This is a genomic window from Streptomyces rishiriensis (assembly GCF_030815485.1).
GTDB lineage: Bacteria > Actinomycetota > Actinomycetes > Streptomycetales > Streptomycetaceae > Streptomyces > Streptomyces rishiriensis_A.
Map to the genome: position 1 here is coordinate 4,563,807 of NZ_JAUSWV010000002.1, position 21,329 is coordinate 4,585,135.

The 21,329-nt window shown below is 70.6% G+C and carries 18 protein-coding genes; 10 read left to right on the forward strand and 8 right to left on the reverse strand.

What is annotated here, in order from left to right; translation table 11 throughout:
- Nucleotides 1-31: 31 nt before the first annotated feature.
- The 4 genes from QF030_RS22845 to QF030_RS22860 form a co-directional block, all read right to left on the reverse strand.
- Nucleotides 32-3,016, reverse strand: coding sequence for an ATP-binding protein (locus QF030_RS22845; protein ID WP_307164500.1), 2,985 nt, complete (start codon nucleotides 3,014-3,016; stop codon nucleotides 32-34).
- A 36-nt stretch (nucleotides 3,017-3,052) separates the two neighbouring features.
- The gene (locus QF030_RS22850) at nucleotides 3,053-3,535 is read right to left on the reverse strand and encodes a hypothetical protein (RefSeq protein WP_307164501.1); all 483 of its coding nucleotides are present in this window, start codon (nucleotides 3,533-3,535) and stop codon (nucleotides 3,053-3,055) included.
- Nucleotides 3,536-3,589: 54 nt separating this feature from the next.
- A complete protein-coding gene (locus QF030_RS22855; RefSeq protein ID WP_307164503.1) occupies nucleotides 3,590-3,853 on the reverse strand; it encodes a hypothetical protein in 264 nt (87 codons plus the stop codon).
- A gap of 64 nt (nucleotides 3,854-3,917) precedes the next feature.
- Nucleotides 3,918-5,636 (reverse strand): conjugal transfer protein, encoded by a 1,719-nt coding sequence (locus QF030_RS22860; RefSeq protein ID WP_307164504.1) that lies wholly within the window; start codon nucleotides 5,634-5,636, stop codon nucleotides 3,918-3,920.
- A gap of 336 nt (nucleotides 5,637-5,972) precedes the next feature.
- Between QF030_RS22860 and QF030_RS22865 the strand changes: the two genes are divergently transcribed.
- The 7 genes from QF030_RS22865 (at nucleotide 5,973) to QF030_RS22895 (ending at nucleotide 12,509) form a co-directional block, all read left to right on the forward strand.
- A complete protein-coding gene (locus QF030_RS22865) occupies nucleotides 5,973-6,581 on the forward strand; it encodes a hypothetical protein (protein ID WP_307164505.1) in 609 nt (202 codons plus the stop codon).
- 28 nt (nucleotides 6,582-6,609) lie between these two features.
- A complete protein-coding gene (locus QF030_RS22870) occupies nucleotides 6,610-7,164 on the forward strand; it encodes a DUF4913 domain-containing protein (protein ID WP_307164506.1) in 555 nt (184 codons plus the stop codon).
- A gap of 155 nt (nucleotides 7,165-7,319) precedes the next feature.
- Nucleotides 7,320-7,988, forward strand: a complete 669-nt coding sequence (locus QF030_RS22875; protein ID WP_307164507.1) for a hypothetical protein — start codon at nucleotides 7,320-7,322, stop codon at nucleotides 7,986-7,988.
- 6 nt (nucleotides 7,989-7,994) lie between these two features.
- Nucleotides 7,995-10,100, forward strand: a complete 2,106-nt coding sequence (locus QF030_RS22880) for a peptidoglycan DD-metalloendopeptidase family protein (protein ID WP_307164508.1) — start codon at nucleotides 7,995-7,997, stop codon at nucleotides 10,098-10,100.
- Nucleotides 10,101-10,104: 4 nt separating this feature from the next.
- Nucleotides 10,105-10,440 carry a hypothetical protein gene (locus QF030_RS22885; protein WP_307164509.1) on the forward strand — a complete coding sequence of 112 codons (336 nt, stop codon included), beginning with the start codon at nucleotides 10,105-10,107 and terminating at the stop codon, nucleotides 10,438-10,440.
- Nucleotides 10,437-10,718 (forward strand): hypothetical protein, encoded by a 282-nt coding sequence (locus QF030_RS22890; protein ID WP_307164510.1) that lies wholly within the window; start codon nucleotides 10,437-10,439, stop codon nucleotides 10,716-10,718. Before QF030_RS22885 ends, QF030_RS22890 begins: the two co-directional genes overlap by 4 nt.
- 60 nt (nucleotides 10,719-10,778) lie before the next feature.
- Nucleotides 10,779-12,509 carry a type IV secretory system conjugative DNA transfer family protein gene (locus QF030_RS22895; RefSeq protein WP_307164511.1) on the forward strand — a complete coding sequence of 577 codons (1,731 nt, stop codon included), beginning with the start codon at nucleotides 10,779-10,781 and terminating at the stop codon, nucleotides 12,507-12,509.
- Between the two features lie 172 nt (nucleotides 12,510-12,681).
- On the opposite strand, the gene QF030_RS22900 is transcribed toward QF030_RS22895, so the two are convergent.
- Entirely contained in the window at nucleotides 12,682-13,965 is a 1,284-nt protein-coding gene (locus QF030_RS22900) for a hypothetical protein (protein WP_307164512.1), read from the reverse strand.
- Nucleotides 13,966-14,748: 783 nt separating this feature from the next.
- On the opposite strand from QF030_RS22900, the gene QF030_RS22905 reads away from it, so the two are divergent.
- Both QF030_RS22905 and QF030_RS22910 read left to right on the forward strand, forming a co-directional pair.
- A complete protein-coding gene (locus tag QF030_RS22905; RefSeq protein ID WP_307164513.1) occupies nucleotides 14,749-15,858 on the forward strand; it encodes a sugar ABC transporter substrate-binding protein in 1,110 nt (369 codons plus the stop codon).
- 757 nt (nucleotides 15,859-16,615) lie between these two features.
- Nucleotides 16,616-17,782, forward strand: coding sequence for a helix-turn-helix transcriptional regulator (locus QF030_RS22910; RefSeq protein ID WP_307164514.1), 1,167 nt, complete (start codon nucleotides 16,616-16,618; stop codon nucleotides 17,780-17,782).
- Here the strand turns inward: QF030_RS22910 and QF030_RS22915 are convergent.
- Together QF030_RS22915 and QF030_RS22920 are read right to left on the reverse strand one after the other, a co-directional pair.
- The gene (locus QF030_RS22915) at nucleotides 17,706-18,737 is read right to left on the reverse strand and encodes a helix-turn-helix transcriptional regulator (RefSeq protein WP_307164515.1); all 1,032 of its coding nucleotides are present in this window, start codon (nucleotides 18,735-18,737) and stop codon (nucleotides 17,706-17,708) included. The two genes, QF030_RS22910 and QF030_RS22915, sit on opposite strands and share 77 nt — an antisense overlap.
- 174 nt (nucleotides 18,738-18,911) lie before the next feature.
- Entirely contained in the window at nucleotides 18,912-19,760 is an 849-nt protein-coding gene (locus QF030_RS22920; RefSeq protein WP_307167661.1) for a helix-turn-helix transcriptional regulator, read from the reverse strand.
- A 525-nt stretch (nucleotides 19,761-20,285) separates the two neighbouring features.
- On the opposite strand from QF030_RS22920, the gene QF030_RS22925 reads away from it, so the two are divergent.
- Nucleotides 20,286-20,621, forward strand: a complete 336-nt coding sequence (locus QF030_RS22925; protein WP_307164516.1) for a hypothetical protein — start codon at nucleotides 20,286-20,288, stop codon at nucleotides 20,619-20,621.
- A gap of 180 nt (nucleotides 20,622-20,801) precedes the next feature.
- Here QF030_RS22925 and QF030_RS22930 read toward each other — a convergent pair whose 3' ends face one another.
- Nucleotides 20,802-21,215 (reverse strand): pyridoxamine 5'-phosphate oxidase family protein, encoded by a 414-nt coding sequence (locus QF030_RS22930; protein WP_307164517.1) that lies wholly within the window; start codon nucleotides 21,213-21,215, stop codon nucleotides 20,802-20,804.
- Nucleotides 21,216-21,329: the final 114 nt, after the last annotated feature.

The window sequence follows — 21,329 nt, forward strand, 5'->3', positions numbered from 1 at the left end:
GTGGCCACCGGGTGCCAGTGAAGTCCGGGCGTCATACGGGCGCTGTCTCCGCCGCGTGTGTCGCCGAACGTGCCGGGTCCTCCTCCACCTCCTGCAGGAACGTCCAGTCCCAGACGCTCAAAGGCGGGTTGACGCCCTGGCGGGCCGGGCGGGTGGTGCCGTTGGTGTCCGTGGCGGCGAGGATCTCCTTGAAGACCAGGTCGACGGCGACCGTGCCGACGCGCTTGTCGGCGTCGCGCTGGAGGCAGACACCGGTGCGGAGTTCCTGGAGGGCGGCGATGACCTTCGGGTCGTTCTCCGGGCGGCCGAGGAGCGGGGCCACCATGGACGCCTCCTGCGCCGACTTCTGCTTGAAGGCGAAGACCGTGTGGATCTGGTTGGCGCCGCCGCTGCGGGCCTCGGAGTCCTCGATCTGGACCAGGTCGATGGCCTGCTGGGTGATCAGGACGGTGACCGCGAGGTAGGAGCGGCCCTGCTTCAGCGCGCGGCGCATCAGGTCGCGGCCCGACTCGGTGGCGGTGACGACGTATGCCTCGTCGACGAAGAGCGCCTTCGGGCGCAGGCCGATCTCGCCGGTCACCGGGTTCTTCTCGTAGCCGACGTCGAGCATCTGGCTGCCCAGTTCCACGACCGCCATGAGGGCCGTGGCCGCGAGGCGCTCCGCCGGGTTCCAGCTGCGCGGGTCGGAGGCCGCGGGGGACTGGAAGCCGCGCAGGGTGATGACCGTGCGGCGCTTGCGCATGCTGGACAGCGGCTGCGGGCGCTCGGCGAAGGAGAGCCGGGCGTAGGGGAGCGTGCGCAGCTCGGTGAGGAGCATCTGCGCGAGCTTCAAATCCTTGATGGCCTCGCGGTCGCCGGACGCCACCGCGTGGTCGTACGCCGCCACGACCTCGTCGACCACCTGCCACAGCGTCGGTCGCGGAACGGCGAGTTCGGCGTCGCGGGCCGTGTAGCCCTGTTCGACCGCCTGGCGGATCGCGGAGTTGTAGCGGCCGATGACGGTCGCCATGCCCTCGATGACGGGGAGGCGTACGCGCTGGTAGTCCTCGTCGCCGAGGAAGCCGCGGAGCATGGACTCGGCGAGCAGCCGGCCGGCCGGTACGTCCCGGGCGATGACCCACGGGTCCAGGACGCCGGCCTGGCCCTTCAGGAGGTCGACGACCTCCGTCTCCGCCCAGAACTCGGGGTTCACGGGCTGGAACTTGCTGGCCGGGGTGCCGAGCAGGCCCGTCTCCGCGTCGCTCGCGAAGTCCGGGTCGTTCACCTGGGCACCGAAGCCCAGGTAGTAGCAGAGCTGGGCGAAGTCGGTCTTCGGGTCGATGACCAGGCAGCGGACGCCCGACTCCGACTCCTCGTAGAACTTCTGCAAAGCCAGCGAGGACTTGCCACCGCCGGAGGCGCCGACTATGGCCAGGCCACCGCCGTCGTTGCGGGCCGGGCCGACGTGCAGCGAGTAGTGGACCGGCATCTTGCCCGCCCAGCCGACCAGGTTGCCGACCCAGCCCAGCCGCTTGCCGGAACGGTGCTCGGGGTTGTCACCCAGCTCCGTGCCCGCGGTGGGCAGGCCGGCGCCGAGCTGTTCGACCTCCTGGAGCCGGAGGTAGGGCGCGATCGGCAACTTGGGAGCGTCGCCGGGGAGTTGTGCCTGGAGCAGCCGCCACTGCTGGCGGGTCGGGCGCAGCAGCGTGACCTTCAGGTCCTGCTTGAACTGCATCTCCAGCACACGCCGCCGGCGCTCGAGCTCCTTCACGTCGTGCGCCGAGATCGTGAAGCGGATCTGCGCCTCCATGCCCGGCATCTTGTGCTCGTCGATGTCGTCGACGAGCTCCTGGGCGCGGGTGACCTGGGTGGCCAGCTTCGTGTCGGGGCTGCGGCCGGAGTTGGCCATGTCGTTCATCTCGTCGACCAGGTTGCCGCGGATCTTGTCGGCGCGGTCCTTGAACTTCAGGTACGGGATGAGCGTGAACCGCATGTCGATCTCGACCGGGAAGTCCACGTGCTGGGCGGCGTAGCGCGCCCACGCGGTCGACTGGCGGAAGCGGGTCTCCGCGGGCCAGTTGGCGGCCACGAGGGTGGTGGTGTAGCTGGTCTGCTGCTCGCCCGTCACCTCGTCGTACTGGTTCAGCACGATGTGCGTCTTGCGGTTCTCGCCGGAGAAGTCGACGACCAGGTCGAACTGGTTCGGGCCCCAGGCGCGTGAGCCGAGCACCGGCTCCGGCGGGACCGGCAGGTCGCCGTGGAGCGGCTTGCGGATCAGCCAGACGAGCTCCTCGCGGCTGAGCGGGGTGCCCTTGAGGCCCTCCAGGCTCTCGTGGACCTCGACGGCGACCTGCGTCCACTCGGCGAGGACGTGCGGGGAGAGGTACTCGTCGGCGACGCCGGTCGCGGTGGCGGCGGCCTGGTCGGCGGCGCCGCGGACGCCTTGGAGCAGGCCGGGCTCGTCGTACGGCTCGTCGTCCTGGGCGACGACCCCGCTGCCGCCGTTGGTGCGCTTGAGCGAGCCCAGCTTCACCAGCAGGATGTTGCGTTCGCGCTTGGCGCCGATGCGCTCCTGGTACTCGGCCTTGCGCAGGTTGTACGCCTTGTAGTTCTCGGTGGGCTCCCAGGCGACCGCGTTCAGCTCCTCCGCCCAGGTCATGGCCGTGATCGGCTGGTAGACCTTGCGGTAGTGGCACTCGACGTTGCGGTCGCCGCGGGCCAGGTTGAGCAGACCGCGGGCGGGGCCCTCGGCCATCGCCTGGAGCTCGCCGGCGTTCAGGTACTCGTCGATGGCGTTGGGCAGGACGATGCCCGTCCACACCGAGTCGCCGTGCACGAAGATCATGTCGTCGGCGTAGCGGTAGGGGAGGCGGAGGTCCTCGCGGCGGGCGGCGGCCGACGAGCCGGACGGCTTGGAACGCCCCGGGGACGACTGCCGCGAGCCGCCCTGGCCGTTCTTCTTGCTCGACGAGGCGGCCATGATCATGGCGACCACGAAGAAGGCGGCCGCCCCGCCCAAAAGGATCAACATGAACATGGAGGAGTCACCCTGGGGTAGTTGACGTGTAGAGGGTCAGCGGTAGGTGGAGAAGGCGCTGCCGCGCTCGGCGGCGGCCCGGCGCGCGGCCTCGTAACGGGACTGCCAGCGCTGCGAGCCGGGAGCGAAGAGGATGACCTGCCAGTGCAGTTCCTCCGGCTCCTGGTCGGCGGCGAGGCCCTGGAGGCGCTTGGGCTGGAACCACCAGTCGGTCCACACCACGATCTGCTGGCTCAGCGTGAGCGCCGAGGGCAGCGGCCGTCCCCAGACGAAGTAGACGGCCAACGGCGGCCCGAAATAGAGGATCGACGTCCACATCGACATGCCGAGGAACGGCAGGAACGCCGACATCGTGAACAGGACGATGAGCCAGATCAGCCCGAAGCCGAAGGCCGCGCCCAGCGCCGGCAGCAGCAGGCCCGGCAGCGGGATGTTGCCCCAGTTCCAGATCCTCTTGGGGCGGTTGACCAGATCGGTGTGGTCGTACGCGACCAGCGGCTCCGGTGCCTCCTGGCTCATGTCTGCGAACTCCTCTGGTGGGGACGGCTACTGACGGTCCATCCGGCGACGGAGTCAGCCGTTGCCGCCGCCGATCTGGCCGCCGAGGTCGATGAGGAGACCGGCGAGGCCGGTGGCGCCGCCGATGATGAGGGCGGCCAGCGCGATCATGCCGAAGCCCTGGAAGGCCTCGCGCATGCCGTCGCCGCGCTTCATCGACAGGAGCATGCGGATGCCGAGGATGAGGAGGGCGATGACGGCGACCATCGTGCCGGCGTTGCGGAGGATCGTCTCGATCTCTCCGAACATGTCCTCCATGGTGGTGGCGGCCAGGTACACGGTGTTTCCTCTCGGGTGGTGAAGCAGTAGGCAGGCGTTGGGGTCGAGGGTGGCGCGGTCCCGGTCAGGACTTGCCGGGCGGTCGGCCCGTGGACGACCGAGTGGTCGTGGAGGCGGAGCTGGAGGGAGAGGCGGAGGTGGAAGGACTCGTCGAGGGGGAGGCGGCGCCGGTACCGGCGCTCGTGCCCCCCTCGCTGTCGGCCCGTCCGCCCTGCGCGTCGAGCACGCCGCCGCGGATGTCCTTGATGAACCAGCCCTGGGCCGTGTTCACCACCGTCATCCGGTAGGCGCGGCGTACCGTCTCGCCCTTCGGGTCACCCCAGTCGACGACCACGCGGATCTCGACGGCCTGTCCGGCGGGGTACGCGTACGGGTCGGTGTTCCGCACGTTCTTCGGGACGAGTGCGACGACGTCGTTGATCGTCGGGGTCGTCAGCCGTCCGGCCAGGCCGGAGGTGGCCGACTGCGAAGCGTCGGGTGTGGTGAAGCGGGTCATCGCGGTGGCGTCGGAGGCGCCCCAGGCCGCGAAGTAGCCAGGCAGTACCTGCTGCTGGAGCTGCTGCCCCAGCGCGTCGTCCACGACCTCGTCGTCCTGGTCCGTCTCCGGCACGTCCGCGCGGCCGGGCAGGGGCATCTGGCCGACATCGCCGGCGACGCGCATGCCCTCGCCCGTCGTGAGGCTCTTCACGTAGACGGGGACGGTGAGCGTGGTGAGCGTGCCGTCGTCGGTGCGGACCTGGACCCCGATGTAGCGGCCGTGGTCGCCGTACTCGGCGAGTTTCTCGGCGGTCCCGTCCCAGGTGGCGGAGACGGCCGTGGAGGTTCCCTCGCCGCTCCAACCGCATTCGGCGTCGACGCCGGAGGAGGCGTAGCGGGCGAGGTTCGCCCGGCGGGTGGACGCGGTCTCCGGAGAGAACGTCATGCACAGCAGGGCGTACTGCTCGGCGAAGGTGGCCGCCTGCCGGGTCGGGAAGTCGGTGAGGCGGTACTTGTTCACGTCGGCGGTGTCCAGCCCGGCGGTCTTGGGACCGGAGGACTTGCCGATCACCAGCCCCATCACGCCGCAGGAGCCCAGCGCGAACACACAGGTGGTGATCAGCAGCGTGGCGCGGAGTGCGACGTGCGTGCGGCGGCCGCCGGTGGAGATACGGCCGCCGGGCTTGGGCACGACGAAGTCGCGCGCGGGGGCGGGCTTCGAGGCGGCCTGGCCGGGGGCGCCGGTGCCGACGGGGCCTGCGCCGGGGGCGGACGCGCCCGTGGTCGGGGCGGCCGTGGCCCTCAGCGACATGGTGGAAGAGCTGTGGGCGGGGGCGTGATGGCCGTGCTGGGGCGGATGCGGGGCGGTCGTGACGGGCGCGGGAGCGGGCGCCGGGGCGGTGGCGGCCGTCGCCGTACCGCCGCGCTTGCGCTGCTCCTTCTCCGCCTTCTTCTGCTCGTACGCCGCCTTGCGCGCCGCCCGCTCGCGCTCGCGCTTGTCCTTCTTCGACTCGCCCTGGGACCGCGTCTCCCGCGGCGGCAGCGACGGGACGGCGGCCTGGCCGGCCCGGGGCGTACTGCGCACCCAGGCGGCGGCGACCTGGGCGCGGGCCGCGTCGGAGGGCAGCGGCTGCGGCTGCTGCGGGGCGGCCTGTTGCGGGGCCGGGGCCGGCTGCGGAACGGGGGCCTGCTGCCCTTGCCCCTGCCACGCCTGCTGCGGCGGCTGCTGGGAGGGACCGAAGGACCCGGGCTGCCCGGAAGGCTGGCCTCCGCCGACCGCGCCAGCAGGGCTGTTGTGGTCTGTCATCGAGTCGGTTACTCCAGCGAGTCGGTTCCCCGTCCGCCTGGGCGGGTTCACGACCGCACCGCACGACGGGCCCTGGCCCGGCCAGGTGCGCTTGGCAGTGTGACAAAGACCTGTCACCGGACCGGTGTCGCTTTCCTCGCCGGGACTGCGGGAATTCCCGATGTCGTGCCCATGAGGAAACCGGTCGGGAAAAGTGTCAGGAACACGGCGGGAAGCTGCCGTGCCGCCCCGGCCCGCCCTGGGCCCACAATGCGCTGGGCACGTGCGCCCGCGGTGCCCGGCTACCGCCACCCGGCACCACCCCTTGGACCCGACGGACCCGGCGAAGGACGAGAGTTGACCGACCACAACGGGCACCCGCAGCAGCCGCAGTACCCGCAGCAGCCGCAATCCCCGGAGCAGCCCGACCCGCGCACCTGGGAGATCCCTCAGCAGGTTCCGCCGGTCCAACAGGTCCCTGGTGCGGCCCCGGCCCCTGCTACGACCCCCGCAGTTGCCCCCGCCCCGGCGCCGGTCCCCGCCCCTGTCCCCGCCGCCGTACCGGCCCCACAGGTCTTCCAGGCCGGGCACGCCTGGATCGACGGCTACGAGCCCGGCAACCCCTGGCAGGCCAGCCTGTGCGTGGAGACGCCGTACGGCACCTTCGCCTATCCCCTCACACCGAACACGATTCCCGAACTCCTCGAACAGATGGTCCTGGTGGCGCAGGAGCAGCAGGGGATGCCGGTCGGGTTCGACGAGGACCCCGAACCGTCGTCGGCGGACGAGGAGGTCGTGGACGAGGGACAGCAGGCGTCCGCGTCCGACATCCACAGTGGTCGGGCCGCGCGCCTGACGGGCTGGGCCGTCGTCCACGATCTGTGGGAACGCGAGGACCCGACGGCGCGCATCGTGATGGGCGCCGTGGTGGTCGTACTGCTGCTGCTCGGTATCGTCCTGACCTGATCGCGCGGACGGACCGGGTGATCGTCTGATGGTGGACGCACGGGCGAAGACCTCGCGGCCCGCCGCCGTCAACGCGTCCCTCCCCGGCGTCGACGTACGCCCCGTCGCCCGTCCCGCCGCCCCGCGCGGGCAGGCCGCGGGCCACGGGGTCCACGACCGGGCCGCGGCCTTCGCCCGTGCCGCCGACGCTTCCCCGACAGCAGCCCGCAGGAGTCGAACGATGACCAATACCGAACCCGCAGCCGAGGAACCGGAGTTCTACTTCGCGGACGTCTTCGTCTTCGTCTCCGACTATTTGGCCCAGATGATCCGCCGCCGGGTCAACGGCGCCACGGCCACCTGGTGCCCCACGTGGTGGGAGCACCCCGAGGCAGGCGCTCGCCTCTCCGCGCTCTGGCTGGCCTGGGAACACCTGCGTCAGGATCCGGCGCTCGGCATGTCGACGTGGTGGCTGCACCACGCCGACCCGCATCTGCGGGTCCTGATGGACGCCGACTCCGGTCCTTTCGCGGCCTGTTCACCCAAGGACGGGCATACGGCGTACCCGTTCGACCCGCTGCCGGTGGATCCACGTCCCGAGTGATCGGGGCGGCCGGAGCGGAACCGATTTCCCGTGTTTTCCCGGCTCTGGCGCGGCCTTTCCCTGCCGGGAATCCTCGCGGCCTCCCTCGTCCGCCTCCACCTACCGTGTCCCGGTCACCCGCCGTACCGGATCAGCACAAGGGAGGCGCGGGAAGCGTGGATGTGCCTGAGGAGGGCAAGCGCTCGGGGCTGCTCGCCCTGGCGGTGCTCGGAGTTCTGCTGGTCGCCGTGCTCACGGTGTTCACCGTCTTCGACGGGGACGATTCGGGCGGCGACGACGGCGCGGCGACTTCCGCCGCCACGGCCGCACGGCAGGACGGAGCGAACGCGGACTCCGGATCCGGCGGAACACAGCAGCCGAGCGGCGGCGCCACCCCCATCGTCGCGCTCACCGAGGTGGCCGCGGCGCACGAGGTCATGGCGAAGTACATGGCCGGCCTCAACACGTACGACCACGCCAGCAAGCCGGCCGCCTGGAGCGCCCCGCTGCTGCAACTGACCACCGGTGACACGCAGATGGAGCAGGTGACCGCCCTGCCCACCGGCAAGGACTGGGCCCAGTGCGAGGCAGGCCGGTGCTCCTCGAAGGGCACCGCGACCGTCGTGCGGGACGCGATGATCTCGGACGACCTGGTGCGTGACAGCGGCCGGTCGATCTCCAGCGTCGTGAACGTGACCGCCGCACGGACCACCGACGGCCAGACCGTCACGGAGTCCAACCGGTGGCTGGTGACCGTCAAGGAGGAGAGCGGCGTGTGGGTCGTCTCCGGCTTCGACATCTTCGGTCTCGGCGACGTGGGCGCCTCTGACGAATCGGGGGAGTGATCCGGCATGGTGGCACCCGCCGTACTGGCGGCCGCGCAGAAGGCCGCGAAGATCGCCAAGACCGCCAAGAAGGCCCGTCAGGCCGCGTCCGGGGGAGGCGGCCAGGGCGACGACAAGGGCAAGGACAAGAGCAACCTCAAGCTCTGGCTCATCCTCGGCGGCAGCGGCGGACTGCTGACATTCGGTGGCATATCCCTGGTGACCATCATCCTCATGGGCATGATCGGCGGGACCGGGAACGGCGCTGTCGCGGCCGCCTGCGGCGACTACGCCGACAACGCCAGCGCCGGCAACACCGGTGACGCCGCGGCCACGAACCCGATCCTGCCGGCCGGCAAGGTGTACATGCCGAGCGAGGCGGCACGCAACGAGATACCGCCGAAGATGATCCTCGCCGCGATGCGCGCCGCCGCCCGCTACGAGGGCCTCGACTGGGCCCTCATCGCCGGGCAGATGTACCAGGAGACCAAGTTCGGTCAGGACAAGTCGGCAGCACCCGGGGGAAAGAACTCCCTCGGCTACATGGGCATCCTCCAGTTCGGCACCCCTGCTTGGACGGACTACGGCGCCGACGGCAACGGGGACGGCAAGAAGGACCTCTACAACATCGACGACGCGGCCTGGGCCGCCGCCAACTTCCTGCACGCCAAGAAGGCCGAGACCGCACCCTTCAAGGCGTTGCAGATCTACTCCGGATCCACGGCCTCCAACACGATCTACCCGCGTGTCGTCATCACCCAGGCCACCCGCTATCACGGGGTCCTTACGGGCGATCAGGCTCTGATCAAGCGCTGGTACGCCCATCTCAAGGAGACCGTCGAGAAGAACCCCGACTTCCCCACGCTCGGGCAGCAGTCGGACATCCCGGAGCCGGTCGGCAACAACGCCCAGCCCGGCTCGGCCCTCAGCATCGCCGCGACCTCCCCCCGTTCGTGGTCCACCCCGCCGCTGGACGCGGGCGACGACGCGCAGACCACCACGGCCATGGCGCCGGCCGCGTACACCACGAGCACCCTCGACACGACCGGCGTCGGCACCGTCGCCTTCCCCGAGGCGAAGCAGCCCACCGGTGGGGCCGGCTGGCAGTGGCCCCTGAAGGAGGGCAGCTACACCCTCGGCACCAAGTACCACGAGAACGGCAGCATGTGGAGCCTCGGCTACCACACCGGCCTCGACCTCGTGGCGACCTCCGGCACCCCGATCTACGCCCCGGCCGACGGCAAGGTCGTCCACGCGGGCCCCGGCGGCTCGTACGGCAACGAGACGGAGATCCAGCACGCCGACGGCGTCATCACGCTGTACGCCCACCAGACTTCGATCAAGGTGTCCGTCGGACAGACGGTCAAACGCGGCGACCAGATCGGCACGGTCGGCGCGACCGGTAACGTCACCGGGCCCCACCTGCACTGGGAGGTGCGGGTCCCGGGGGTCGACAACCCGTTCGTCGGCGGTCAGGACGCGGGCCCCGGCATGGTCGACCCTCAGGCATGGATGAAGGGCCGGATCACCGCCAACCCGGACTACGGCACCGTTCCGGGTTCCGTCGACGAGGACCAGGGCAAGGACGCCCAGTACGCCGACTGCGCGGAGGAGAACGGCAGCGCGGCCGTCGCCCCGGACGGCGCCGGTGCCTCCGGCGTCATCCCCGACGCCGACGACCCCGTGATCCGCGCGGTCCTCGGCTGGGCCCAGCGGGGCATCGGCGTCCCCTATGTGTTCGGCGCTCCGCGACTCCAGGGCCAGAGCCCCACCAGCTTCGACTGCTCGAGCTTCACGCAGTGGGTGTACTACATGGCCAGCGGCGGGAAGATCAACATCGGCACGACGACGTACACGCAGGAGCCCTACCTCAAGAAGTACGAGGTGTCGCTGTCCGAGGCCCAGCCCGGCGACGTCATCTTCTTCCGGCCGGAGGCCGGCCATTCGGGCCACGTGGGCCTGGTCTGGGACCCCAAGGGCCACAAAATCATCCATGCTCCGCGGCCGGGCAAGACGGTCGAGTTCAGCAAGTGGGACTACCAGGACCAGATCACCGGCGTCTACCGCGTCCCGATCCCGCCGGGCACGGACCCGGTCGAAGGCGACGGCACGGGCCAAGAGAAGGGCGCCTGAGACGGTGGCCACCGCACGGCACCCCTTGTCGGCCGTCGCCGCCGGCACCGTCCTGTCACGGGGACTCGTCACCGGCTGCGGGGGCGACGACGGTCGGGCGGGCGCGGAGGCGACCCGCCAGGACCGGCCCAGGGCCTCGGCCTCCACGACCCGGCTGGCCCGCTACCCGGGCGAGGCGATCCCCGGCCTCGCCCCGATCGGCGGCGGCCGGAATCTCGTCCTGCCCGCCGAGGCCCGACTGCTCGACACCGGCCGCGGATACGCGACCCGGGGCACCGGCGTGAACGAGCCCGTGTCGGTGATCGACCGGAGCACGGGGACGGGTGGATCGCCGCCGTGAACTTCGCCGAGGAAGCGGTGGCGTGGGACACCCGCACCGGCGTCGAACTGTGGCGGCAGGACACGGGCGGCAAGGACATCCGGCCGCGTACCGTGACGCCCCGGGGTGTCCTGTACGCGGAACTCGACCAGGAGGCCGCGGCCCTGGCGACGGGGAGCGGCCTGCTTCTCGGCATGCTCCCCGAGGACGTGGACATCCCCCTGGAGTTCACCAGCAACGGCTACACGCTCGTCACCGCCGACAACGCTCTCTTCGCCTTCGCGGCGACGAGGGCCTGACCGGACCGCTCGACCGAGCTTCCCAGACAGTTCCGAAGTCCAGAAAGGACGGACCCGCGGGTGACCGCAGAACAGCAGAAGAAGCCCCGCGCCGAGGACGACTGGACCTTCGAGATCGTCATCGCCGTCGCGGTCGTGCTCCTCGTCGGCGCCGGTGCCTGGCTGGCGGCGAAGGTCGGGGCCGGGTACGCCGACGCGCCCGCGCCGGCCGGCAATCCGTTGACGTTCCTCGTCGAGGTGATCAAGGGCGACTACAGCTGGCCGGGTTCGGCGGCCAGTGCCGTCGCGGCCGGCGAGGGGGTGGTGGTCGGGATTCTCGGCCTGGTCGCCCACCGGGTGCGGGAGCGGTTCAGGAACAAGCCCAAGGTGGACGGCGCCGCCCGGCACCTCGCGAAGGGCGAGGAGCTCGGCAAGCTGACCATGAAGGGCGCGGCCGCCACCGCCGAGCGTCTCGGCGTGCAGTCGAGCACGCCGGGCGTGTTCATCGGACGGTCCGTCAAGGGGCGTCAGCCGCTGTACGGGTCGTACGAGGACATGCACGTCGACATCTGGGGCCCGCGGACCGGCAAGACGACCCGGCGGGCCATTCCCGCCATCCTGGACGGGCCCGGCGCCGTCCTCGTCACCTCCAACAAGCGCGACATCGTGGACGCGACCCGGGGTCCGCGGACCGCGCGCGGCCCGGTGTGGGTGTTCGACCCGCAGCAGGTCGCGCAGGAGGAGCCGAGCTGGTGGTGGAACCCGCTGTCGTACGTCACCGACGTGGCCAGGGCCCGCAAGATGGCCGACCACTTCGCCAGCGGCTCGCGGGACGCCAACGCCTCCACCGACGCCTTCTTCGACCCGGCGGGACAGGACCTGCTCGCCAACCTGCTGCTCGCCGCCGCCTGCGCCAAGGCGCCGATCACGCAGATCTACACCTGGCTGTCCAACCCCAGGGACGACGCTCCGGAGCGGATCCTGCGCGGCGCCGGCCACGCCATGTCCGCGGACGGGCTGTCCGGCGTGATCAACGCCCCCGACAAGCAGCGCAGCGGCATCTACGGCGTCGCCCAGCAGATGGCGTCCTGCCTGGTCAATCCCGAGGTCAACCGGTGGGTCACGCCCCCGGCCGACGAGTACGCGGGCGAGTTCGACCCGCACGCGTTCGTCCGGGGCGGCGGCACCCTGTACTCGCTGAGCCGCGAGGGACGCGACTCCGCCGGGCCACTGGTGACCGCGCTGACCGTGGCCGTCGTCGAGGCGGCCGAGGAGTACGCCACCACCCAGCGCGGCGGCCGTCTCCCGCTGCCCCTCGTCGGTGTCCTCGACGAGGCGGCCAACGTGTGCCGCTGGCGGAACCTGCCCGACCTGTACTCGCACTACGGCTCGCGCGGGATCATCCTGATGACGATCCTCCAGTCCTGGGCGCAGGGCATCGAGGTGTGGGGCGAGCGCGGCATGGAGAAGCTGTGGTCCGCCGCGAACGTCCGCGTCTACGGCGGTGGCGTCTCGGACACCCGCTTCCTGGGTGATCTGAGCGAGCTGGCCGGCGAGTACGAGCTGCGCGAGTACCAGACCAGCCGTGAGTCGGAGTTCGGCGGCTGGTCCGGCAACCGCGCGATCAGCGAGTCCACGCGCCGCGAGCGCGTCCTGCAGGTCTCCGACCTCGGCGCGATGCCGCCCGGCCGGGCCCTCGTCCTCGCCTCCGGCACCAAGCCGGTGCTGGTCGAGACGGTCCCGTGGTGGGAGGGCGGGTACGCCGCCGAGGTCCAGGCCTCGCTGAAGAAGTACGACCCCGGGGCGCGCTGAGCCGGCGGCGGCACAAAGAGGCGAGAGGGATGAGGAATGAAGGATGAGGGCCCGGAGGCGGATGCCTCCGGGCCCTCATCCCGTGTTACGCCGTATTCCCCCGTGGCTCCCGGTGTCTCCGCGCGAACTCCCCGCGGTCTGCCGGTCTGCCGGTCTGCCGGTCGTCCGGTGATCAGGCGCGTGCCGCCCGGCGACGACGCGTGCCGAGCCAGGCCGCCGCACCGCCGACGGCCAGCAGAGCGGCCGCGAGGGCGCCGTAGAGGCCCGCGCCCGAACCGGTGGCGGCCAGCGAACCGGTCGCGCTCGTGGTGTTCGTCGTGCCGCCGGTCGTGCCACCCGTGGTGGCGGCTGCCGAGCCGGTGGCGGATGCCGACGGGGAGGCCGACGTCGACGGGGTCGTGGAGGATGACGTCGACGGGGTCGTGGACGGCGTACCGCTCGGCGTGGCGGCCAGGGCCGGGCCGGCCTTCACCTGGGTCTCGGCGCCGTTGAAGCCCCAGGTGTCGCCCATGGAGAACAGCGCCTCCAGCGGGACGACGGTGTCCTTCTTGATGTCGCTCTTCTCGCCCAGCGAGAGGTACAGCTTGATGCTCGCGGTACCCGCGGAGGCGCCGAACCCCTTGGGTATGACCGGGAGTTCCCACTCGCTGTCGTTGAACTCCTTCAGCTTGACGATCTTGCCGTCGACCTCGGCCTCCAGGACGAAGTCGGGATGGCCGGCGCCCTCACGGAACTGCTGGGCCGACACGGTGCGCCGGAGCTCGGCGGGGAACTCGCCGGGGCCGGTGGCCGTGGCGTCGAGCACCAGCTCGGCACGCTGACCCGGTCGGGCGACGGCACCCGTCTTCTGCTCCCACGCCACGTTCAGCTTGCCGGGCGTGATCGCCGGGTCGATCGTGAAGACCTGGGTGTTGCGGGCCGGGTCGTCGTCGGTGTCGCCGATCAGCCGCCCGGCGGTGAGGGTGAAGTCACCGTCGTTGGTGGGGTAGGAGGCGCCGAGGCCGACCGTGACCTTCCAGGTGTACTCGGTCTTCGCCGGGATGGAGAAGTGGGAGGCCGCGTTCCCGGTGGCCGGGAAGAACAGCCCCTGGAACGAGCCGTCCTGGCGCCCGACGGCCGACTTGGTCGCGGGCGCGTCGATCGCGGTCACGCCGAAGACGATGGAGTCCTTCAGCACCGGGCTCGGACCGTCCGGCGTGCCCGGCAGCCAGGCGGAGAAGTCCTGCGCCTTGTCGGAGGAGTTGGCGACCGTCAGGATCATCGACTCCGTCGCCCCGCCGCGCTTCAGCGGGCCGGTGGGGGCGGGCGCGCCGAGCGTCATCCTCAGCGCGTGCTCGCCCGCCTTGTCGGCGGCGAACGCGGTGCCCGGGACCAAGGCGGCGCCGGCGACAGCGGTGACGACGGCGGTCGCGGCCACGGTGCGGATGCGGCGGGCGGCGACGGAACGAGCGGACATGATGAATCCCCCCAAGGAATCGATCAGCAGGGGCACGCCGGGATGACCGCGGCATGACCTGCGTTGGAAGCGTGACGACGGCGAAGTACGACAACGAAGTACGACGACGAAGTGCGACGACGACGTGCGGCGAACAACAGAAGCGTGGCGACGACGAAGTGCGACGAGCGGCACGTGCGACAGAAGGAAGAGAAGTGACCGCCCGCCGGTACTGCTTGTCCCCCCGGCGGCTCGCGGTGCACTCATCTTCACCTGGATCCCTCAGGTGATCAATCGTCGCTCCGTCACCACTTCGCAACAGCGCCGGAAGCGACGATTCCGCTGGTCAGGAGCCGACAGGGCCGATGGTACCGACGAGGATCCGGCGCTGGTGGACCGGCGGGGCGCAGGTTGTCGCGGGCGAGGCGGTGGGGCGGCGGCGGCAGCGGTGGTGAGGAGGCCGCCGGTCGTGGCCGGCATGCCGACGGCCTTGGCGAGTCTGGCGGGATTCATGCGTTCCCCTGGTCGGAAAAAAGGCCTTCGTGATCGTGACGCATCGGGAACAGCCTTGATCGTGCGACTTTCTGCCCACTCGTCTGGTGGTTCTCTGTCCAGGTCTTCGCAACGTCTCCGCGTGGTCTCCATGCGTCTTCACCTGCTGAGCGGAGTGTGATGTTGCTACTTCGTTAAGTAGTTCCGCTTGACGCCGACGGCCGCCGCCGCGTTGTCTTTTCAGACACCTGGGTCTACCTGTCACACCCATGTGTCCGGAATCGCACCGAACGCACCTGAAGTGAGCCCCGAATGCGTCGTATCGCCATAGCTGTGGTCGCCTCCACGATGTCCCTGTCGCTCGCCGGGTGCGGAATGCTGGGAGCCTCGGAGAACAGCAGCAGCGCGACACCGACCCGGAGCAACGACGTCACGGTGGGCGTGCTGATGCCGGAGAAGACCAACACCCGGTACGCGGACTTCGACTACCCCATCATCAAGAAGAAGGTCGCCGAGCTCACCCAGAACAAGGGCAGGACCGAGTACGCGAACGCCGACGGGGAAGCCAAGGCGCAGCTCACCCAGATGCAGAAGATGATCGACGAGAAGGTCGACGTCATCCTGCTCGACGCCGTCGACTCGAAGTCGATCGCGGCGATGGTGCAGAAGGCCAAGGACGCGGACATCCCCGTCATCGCCTACGACCGTCTGGCCCAGGGGCCGATCGACGGGTACGTCTCCTTCGACAACGAGCTCGTCGGCGAGGTGCAGGGCCGCACCCTCGTGGAGGCCATTCCCAACGTCCAGGCCAGCGACAAGATCGTCATGGTGAACGGCTCGCCCACCGACCCCAACGCCGGGCAGTTCAAGGCGGGCGCGCTCAACGAGCTCAGCGGCCGGGTCACGGTGGCGAAGTCGTACGACACCGACAAGTGGAGCCCCGAGGTCGCCGAGGCCAACATGACGAAGGCGATCGAGGCGCTGGGCGTGTCCAACATCTCCGGCGTCTACTCCGCCAACGACGCCATGGCCGGCGGCATCATCAAGGCCCTGAAGGCCGCGGGCGTCAGCAGCGGCGACCTGCCCCCGATCACGGGCCAGGACGCGGAGTTGGCGGCCGTGCAGCGCATCCTCAGCGGTGAGCAGTTCATGAGCGTCTACAAGCCGTACCCCAGTGAGGCCGAGGCCGCCGCCGAGGCCGCCGTCGCCAAGGTCCAGGGTCGCGACCTCCAGTTCGACGCCCTCACCCGCGACCGGGTCGACAGCCCCACGAAGAAGGACATCCCGGCCAAGCTGGTGACCGTGGTCGCGCTGACGAAGGACAACCTCAAGTCGACCATCATCGCCGACGGCATCTACAAGGTCTCCGAGATCTGCACCGCCAAGTACAAGGCTGCCTGCCAGGCCCTCGACCTCATCTGAGCCACGGTCTCCGGGCGGGCCGCCGGCCCGCCCGGACAGCGCCCGCGCCCCCGCCCGCTCCCACCGCTGACGCCACGCGGGAGAAGCCCTCCGGCGGCCTGCGGCCTCTCGGGCTCCTGCGGCCTCTCCGGCGCCTCCTAACCGTGTTCTCGATGACGTACACACCCCGCTGGGACCCGTACGTTGTCCAGGAGTCATGGAAGCCCCCGGCCTCGTCCTGGGCGTCCTGGGTCCTGCCGATGGCGATGCCCCTGCCGATGCCCCTGCCGATACCCCCGCCGATGCCCCTGCCCTTGCCGCGCCGCTGCCGATGCCGGTGATGCGTACCCCGCCGGGTGGGTCGGCGCCGTCCTCGAAGGCGCGGGCCATCTCGGCGGCGCGGGGAGGCAGTTCGCCCGGCGTGAGCGTCCGGAGCGCCGCCGGTGCCGGCTCGTGGGCCGTGCTGACCTCTTCAGGCCGCTCGAGCAGTGGGTCGGCCGTGGCCTGAGCCCGGCCGGACTCCCCCGTGGTCCGGCCGGGTTGGCTGCGCTCTCCCCCGAGTGGGGAGCACCCGGGGGCAAGCGAAACCAACGATGCACTGCGGCCGTCGCCCCGCACCACCGTCAGCTTGTTGCAGTGTGAGGGAAGGAGGCCGGGAGAAACAGGAACAGATCGGTGGTTTTCCGGGGCGTCGGCCGGGGCAGCCGTGTTGCGGAGCCGGTCCAGGCCGCGCATAGTTGCGCTCCGGAAGAGGCGTACGGCGGGGGTGGGATGGGCGATGGCCGGGCACGGGACGGAGGAGCATCCACACGGTGCCGACCGACTGTGCGAGGCCGGGGATCGCGTGTATTCCCGGGCCGTACGGCGCGGTCGGGTGGCGCGGCTCGACGCCGAGCCGGTCCCGTGCCTCCTCGAGCTCGCTTTGCTGCACCCCGATCCCGACGACATGGACTGGCTGGTGCCGACCTCCCCGCAGGAGGTCATGACCCGGCTGCTGCGCGGTCTGTACGACGAGGTGAGCGCGAGCGGACGCCGGATGGGCTCGGCGGTCGCCGCCTTCGAGTGGTACGCGGGCCTGGGCGGCCCCACGCGGGGCGGGACGGCCGGCGAGGGTGCGGCGATCCGGGTCCTGGACGGCGCCTCCCGCATCCAGGCCGCCCTGGACGCGGCGACCGAGGCGTGCACGACCGAAGTCCTCACCGTGCAGCCCGGCGGCATCCGGCGTGAACACGAGCTGTCGGAAGGCCTGCACCGGGCGCTGGAGTTGCGCGGCCGGGGCGTGCGCATGCGGGACATCTACAACCACGTCGCCCGGCACGGCCAGGGGCTCCTCACTTACTTGGAGCTGATGGGCGACGCGGTGGAGGCCCGCACGCTGGACGAGGTCATCGACCGGCTCATCCTCTTCGACCGCACGGTCGCCTTCATCCCGGCGAACACCGACCGCACGATGGCGCTGGAGCTGCGCCACCCGGCCCTCGTCTCCTACCTGGTGACGGTCTTCGAGCGGCTGTGGCGGCTGGCGATCCCGCTCACCGCGCCACTGCCCGAGACCAGGATCGACGGCATCTCGCACCGGGAGCAGTCCATCGCCGCCCTGCTGGCCGAGGGACACCAGGACGCGGTGATCGCCGAGCGGCTGGGCATCAGCGTCCGCACCTGCCGTGCGCACATCGCACGGCTCTCGGAAACCCTGGGCGCGGCCAGCCGGACCCAGTTGGGGGTGCGGATCGCGCAGGTCGGCCTCGACCGGCCGTCCGGGGAGGCGGAGCCGTCGTCGCTCGGTGCCACGGCGGCGGGCGGAGGCCCGGGCCCGGCCGCCGCGCCCGCTGCTACACCTGCTCCCGCTGCTACACCTGCTCCTGCGCCTACACCTGCTCCTGGGCCTGCTCCGTCACCCGGTTCCGGTTCTGTTCCCGGTCAAGGATCCCCGACTGCCCGATGAGATAGCCGAGTTGGGCGCGGCTCTCGCTGCCGAGGGTGGTGGCGAGTTTGGCGATGTGGACACGGGCGGTCCGGATGTTCATGCCGAGGCGGTCGGCGATGACGGCGTCGGTGTGTCCTTCGACGAGGAGTGCGGCGATGGCCTGCTGCCGGGGGGTGACGCCGTTGAGGGACGGGCGGTGCACGGCCTGGGGGTACATGGGGGTGGCCAGTCGCCAGAGACGGTCGAAGGTGATGGTGAAGTACGTCAGGAGGGCGGGGTGGCGGACCTCGAGGGCCAGTCGGCCGTCCTCGCCGGCGGGGATGAAGGCGACCTTGCCGTCGATGACGATCAGACGGTCGGTGACCTCGTCGAGGGTGCGGGCCGCCACGTCGCCCCGTAGCTGCTCGTAGCGGGCCAGTACGAGGGGCTGGTGGCGCTGGGTGTGCTGGTAGAGGGTGCGGATACGGCAGCCCCGGTCGAGCAGCGCCTGGTCGCGGGCCATGGCCACCGTCTGGGCCGTCTCGCCGCGCGGGCCGCTGTAGTGGACGTTGGGCTGGATGCAGAGCAGTTCGTCCGTGGCCTCGGCCGTCGCCTCGGTGATGGCGCCGTTGATCTGTTCCGTGCCGCTGAGCAGTCGCAGGGAGGCGGGATCGGCGGCGGCGGTGCGGCTGCCGGTGATCCGCATCAGGGGTTCGAAGAGGGTGGCCAGCCGTTCCTCCCGTCGCCGTTCGTCGGCGATACGGGTGCCCGAGGCGCGCAGCAGCCGGTGCAGGGCCAGGGCCGGGGAGACGGGTTCGAGCTGGTCCGGGTCGTCCACGACCGGGTGCAGCAGGCCGAAGGACAGCAGACAGGGGGCCGCCGCCTCGGCTTCCTCGGTCTTGACCCGCCCGTCGCGCAGGGCCGCCTCGTAGAGGCTCGTGCCGGCGGCGCACAGGTTCTCCACGCCGTGGTGGGAGTGCGGCGGCGCGTTCACTGCGAATCTCTCTCCTGTTCGAGACGACGGGCGGAGGATGGTGGGCGACGGGCGACGGGCGACGGGCGACGGGCGGCGGATGGTGGCCGGGTGGCCGGGTGGCCGGGTGGCCGGGTGGCAGCGGTGCTGCGGGCGTGCCGGTCCCGGTTCTCGGTTCCGGGCCCGCCCGCACGGTCAGGGTTCCTGTTTGAGGATCCCCGACTGGGCTATGAGGAAGCCGAGTTGGGCACGGCTGCCGCTGCCGAGAGCCGTGGCGAGTTTCGCTATGTGGGCTCGGCAGGTGCGGACGTTCATGCCCAGGCGGCGGGCTATGGCCTCGTCGACATGCCCCTCGACGAGGAGCTTGGCGATCGAGTGCTGGATGTCCGTGATGCCGTCGGGGGCGGTCTCGTAGGGAGCGCCGGTGGCCAGCGGTACCGCGCGGCCCCACATGAATTCGAACACCTTGATCAGGTAGCGGACGAGCCCCGGGTGGCGGAGTTCGAGGGCGACCTGTCCGTCGTCCCGGGTCGGGATGAAGGCGACGGTCTCGTCGCAGATGATCAGCCGCTCCACGAGTTCGTCGATGGTGCGGTACTCCACCTTGCCGTCGGTGAACTGGGAGACGTAGCCCAGCGTCTCGGGGCTGTAGCGGGCCGTGTGCTGGTAGAGGGTCCGGATCCGGCAGCCGCGTTCGATCAGCGGTCGGTCGCGCTCGAGGCCCTGCACGAGGGTGTGTTCGAGGCGCCGGCGGCTCGGCTGGACGGTGAGCATCTCGGTCTGGCACTGGGAGGTGGCCAGATCGAGTGCCGCGTTGATCCGGTCGATGCCCTCCAGCACCGTGATCGAGTGTGTGGTGGGCGTCGGCTGGGCGCTGAGGGTCATGAACGGCTCGAAAGCGTCGGCGAGCTCCACCGACAGCCGCCTGCGCCGGGTGATCTCGCGTTCGATCGGGTTGAGCAGCTGGGACAGGGCGATCGACGGGGGTACCGGACGTAGCCAGTTCGCGTCGTCAGGGTCCGCATGAAGCAGGGCGAACTCCATCAAACACGGAGCAGGCTCCACGTCGGCGCGGGCTATGCGGCCCGTCCGAAGAGCGTTCCCATAGAGACGGCGACCTTCCTCGCACAGCTCAGTCGACGCATGAGGATGTGTCTGCTTTGTCTCATTTTTCGTCAAATCTCCACCCCCCAGGGTCCTGAACGTGCAGGAACATGATGCATCGATTGTGTGGCCATGACGTGCCCGAATGGGCCATCGTCGTAGTGGACGGGGGAGAGGTGACCTTCAAATGAGGACGAAGCCGACTATGCATAAGAGAATGCTTCGCTCGGCGCTTGCCGCCGCCTTCTCCGCTGCCTTGGCCTTCGGGGCGCTGAGTGGCCTTGCAGGAACGACGGGTGACACGGCGCGCGACAGTACCTGGAGCACGGGTACCGAGACCGTCGCAGCGCCCGCGGACAGTACGTGGGTCGCGCCCCGTGACAGCACGTGGGTGATCACGGCGGCAGGCGTGCCGGGTGACAGCACTTGGGTCGCTCCCAGCGACAGTACGTGGGTCGCCGAGTCATGACCACGCCACCCGACGACCGCTCCTTCCGCCGCGAAATGGCCACCGCCTACCGCTCCGGCTGGCACTTCATCGATCTGGTCACCGCCATCCCCCACAGTGGTGACTCGCTGATGGTGACCGTGTTCGGCGAGCCGGTGGTCGTGACGCGCGACGAGGACGAGGACGTACGGGCCTACCGGTGCCTGCGCAAGCCCCGGGGAGCGCCGCAGCCCGTGCGGTGCGCCATTCGGTACGGAATGATCTTTGTGAACCTGGACCAGCGGGACCACAGGCTCGTAGAGCCCGAGACGGCGCCCGTGAAGACCATCTCAGCCACCCCCCGCAGTGCCTGACGCGATTCCCCCGTCGTAACAGATCGCTCAGGTGCTTCCCCCCGCAGCGGCGTCACCGTGACCTGAACACGGTGACGCCGCTGTGTTTACCGGGACATTTCCCTACATGCCCCTGCTTGAGCGTTGGCCGAAAAACGACGGAATCGGTTTTGGTCATCCGGGCCACCGGCGCCCCTCACGTCACCCGCGTCCCATCGCCCGGGTCAGCTCGATCTCGATCACCACGCGTGCGGGGTTCGGGCTCGGCGTGCGCCCGTAGCGCTCGGCGTACCGGCGCTCCGCCTCCGCGACCCGGTCCGGCTCCCCGCGTACGTACGCCCTGCCCTCCAGGGTGGCCCAGCGCCGGCCGTCCACCTGGCACACCGCGACCCGGGCGCCGTCCGGGCCCGCCGCCAGTACGTTGCCGACCTTCGTGCTGCGCTTGTCGGCGATGACCCGGGCGAGGCGGGCCCCGGGTTCGTAGGTCACTCCGACCGGAACCACGTGCGGGCTGCCGTCCGGACGTGGTGTGGTCAGGGTGCACAGGTGCCGTTCGCGCCAGAAGGCGAGATACGGCGCGTCCGGGGCGCCCGGGTCCTGGGGGTATGCGGCCATGGCCCGGAACCTAACCCCTTCCCGGACTCCCGCGCACACCTTGAGCGGAATAGACTCAACTTTGTGTACGCTGACTGAGTCAGACACGGGAGACTGCTGACGCCAGGAGGAGAA